The organism is Parendozoicomonas sp. Alg238-R29, assembly GCF_947331445.1.
In the GTDB taxonomy this organism is placed as follows: domain Bacteria; phylum Pseudomonadota; class Gammaproteobacteria; order Pseudomonadales; family Endozoicomonadaceae; genus Sansalvadorimonas.
Genome location: NZ_CAMZOG010000174.1, coordinates 1 through 2,820 on the forward strand (window position 1 = coordinate 1; position 2,820 = coordinate 2,820).

Annotated in this window: 3 protein-coding genes; all 3 read left to right on the forward strand. The window is 50.6% G+C overall.

All coding sequences use genetic code 11. The features are described from left to right. Positions 1 to 711, forward strand: a 711-nt coding sequence (locus tag QMA35_RS21275) for a transposase (RefSeq protein ID WP_281645792.1), incomplete at its 5' end; no start/stop codon positions are given. Between the two features lie 117 nt (positions 712 to 828). Beyond that, positions 829 to 1,176 carry a hypothetical protein gene (locus QMA35_RS21280; RefSeq protein WP_281649146.1) on the forward strand — a complete coding sequence of 116 codons (348 nt, stop codon included), beginning with the start codon at positions 829 to 831 and terminating at the stop codon, positions 1,174 to 1,176. Between the two features lie 352 nt (positions 1,177 to 1,528). Then, positions 1,529 to 2,695 carry a PQQ-binding-like beta-propeller repeat protein gene (locus tag QMA35_RS21285; RefSeq protein ID WP_281649147.1) on the forward strand — a complete coding sequence of 389 codons (1,167 nt, stop codon included), beginning with the start codon at positions 1,529 to 1,531 and terminating at the stop codon, positions 2,693 to 2,695. The last annotated feature ends 125 nt before the right edge of the window (positions 2,696 to 2,820 follow it).

The following is a 2,820-nucleotide window of genomic DNA, read 5'->3' on the forward strand; positions in this document are numbered from 1 at the left end:
CCCGGCAAAGCGCCAAAGCCACCGGAACCAGGTGCAGGGGACAAAGACCAGGTCAACCTGACAGACGACGAATCTCGTATTATGCCCACTGCCGGTGGTGCATTCGAACAAGCCTACAATGCCCAGGCGTCTGTAGACATCGGGAGTGGTCTGATCGTGACACGTCATGTGACTCAGGCACCGAATGACAAAAAAGAAGTTGAGCCAACACTCAGACAGTTACGCATACTGGCCCCCGTGCTTGGAAAAGCTGAGGGGTTACTGGCCGACACGGGCTACTTCAGCGAGGCTAATGTCTGCGCTGTGGATAAAGAAGAACTGACACCCTACATTGCTATAAAACGGGATGAGCACAACCCGCCCCCCTTGCAGCGTTTCCAGCCGGACCCGCCAGTCCCGGATGATGACGCCAGCGCTTTGGAGTGGATGCGCTGGCGCTTGCAGACACAAGAAGGGCGAGCCATCTACAGCCGACGAAAATGCACGATAGAGCCCACCTTCGGAATACAGAAGGAGGCAATGGGATATCGGCGATTCCTGGTGCGGGGACTGGAAGTGGTCTCGAAAGAGTGGGATCTGGTCTGCCTGACATTCAACCTGCGCCGAATGTTCAACCTGAAGCAAGTCGATGATAAAAAATGGCTGGCTCTGGTGCTTTATTGGCTTGTAGTCAGCCACTGTCTCATGAGGTTACGCTGGCGTTCTGTTTGAGTAAGTGACCTCTGAAGGCAGATATGAGCTCTGTAGGCCGATATGATCAAAAAGGACTCAAATGGACGGGCCAGTCCGACAGGCTGCTAGGTTTGTTGACGAGTTGGATTATTAGACATGTCTTACCTTAAAAATTTAGCCGATGTTATTTTCAACTATAAGGTAGAGGCTTTTTTCTTTGCCTACAGAAAAAAGTATGCCGTGCGGTTAACAGTGATTATTCTGCTAGTTGGATGCTTTTATCTTACTATAGGGAATGTGCTCTATGCTCTGATTTTAGGCATAGGTATCGAGTGGGAGTTTGTTGATATTTTTACTGAACGAGAGTTACTTCCGGCAGTTCAAATTCGTCGAGGCTTTATATGGGCAAGCTTAGAGAACACGGACTATAGGGTTAAATTACTTTTTCTTTGTGTTAATGGAGTGATGTTGCTTTTTGTCGTGGCTGCTGTTCTTTATGATTAACATAAAGGAAAAATGGCGGAGTGATTAAAAATTGGTGTACAGAATAAAGGGGTCTGTACAGAATAAAGAAGAATAAGAATAAGAATAAGAATAAGAATAAGAATAAGAATAAGAATAAGAATAAGAATAAGAATAAGAATAAGAATAAAGAATAAAGAATAAAGAAGAATAAGAATAAAGGGGGCGGCGTCCCTAAAGAAGGCTGACCGTCAGTGATAGCAAGCCCAAACTGAAGAACCTGGCTATTCTCCACCGGTACCCAAAGCCGGTGGAGAGCCAACACTCTAACAACAAATCACCAGTGCGCCAGAACACCCTGCCGCCATAGAAAAGAACACACAAGGATCGTTGTATGAAGTTTCCCCGTAGTCTACTGCAAGCCGGTATCGTGCTGGCTTCTGCCGTTTCCACAGAGGTAGCTCTGGCTGCTGCCGGAGATACTCTCTGGTCAGAGTATCTGGGAGGTAACCTCGGCTCCACAGTCGCTGTTGCTCCTTCTGGCCAGGTATATGTTGGCTCAGGAGATTACCGGCTCTATGCTCTTGACCCTGCTAACACAGAAAAAGTGGCGTGGCGGTTTTTGTCGGAAGATTTTATTGGCTCCAGTCCGGCGATTGGGGCAGATGGCACCGTGTATGTGGGTTCTAATGATGGCAAGGCCTATGCCCTGAATCCGTCGGCCAGCAGTGCCGAAAACCGGGTGAAGTGGCTTTACGATGTGGGTGAGAGCATTTACTCCTCACCGGCGATTGGCACCGGTGGAACGGTGTATGTTGGTGCTGACAATGGCAAGGTCTATGCCCTGAACGGCCAGACGGGAGCCTGGCAGTGGGAGTTTGCTACAGCCGGTAAAGTCGGTGCCTCTCCTTCTATTGCAGCCGATGGTTCCCTCTATATTGGCTCAGCAGATGGTTACCTCTACGCACTGGATACCACCATGGGCGGTACCGAGAAATGGCGTTTTCAAACGGCAGCTGGTGAAGGCGTGGGCTCTGTGGCGGTTGGTGCAGACGGAACAGTCTTCGCCCCTTCTCAGGACGGCAGCCTCTATGCCATCACGCCCAATGGCTTTCAGGCCTGGTCATACAATGTTGGCAGTAAGATTGCCTCGACTCCCGTGATTCTGGAGAACGGTTATGTTGCAGTGGTGTCTTATGACAGTGGTCGTGTGGTCATTCTGAACCCTGCTGCGCAGGATGACACGGCGCGACTGGTGCTGAGCCATACCCTGAACGAAAAAGTCTTTTCCACCCCCACTGTTGGCGCCGATGGCAGTTTGATTGTGGCCACCATGGCAGGAAAGGTTGTGGCGCTGGACCCAAGCAACAACCAGAACCCGGTCAAATGGGAATGGCGGGGTGACAGTGGTTTTGTCGCATCACCCAAGCTCACCGCCGAAGGCACGCTGCATATCACTTCTATAGACGGCACATACTACGCACTGGACAGCCAGACAGGTGGCATGGCCAACACACCCTGGCCGGTGTTTGGTAAAAACCTGGTGAGTACCCGGCGTTAAGACCTACACCGAACTGGCTTGCCCGTGGCCCTTGCACTTGGCACGAGGGCAAGCCAGAAGCGACAAACAGTGATAGCTGTCTGTCAGGTCTGATTTTGAGTGTATTTCTTTCTCATGGAGCTGCC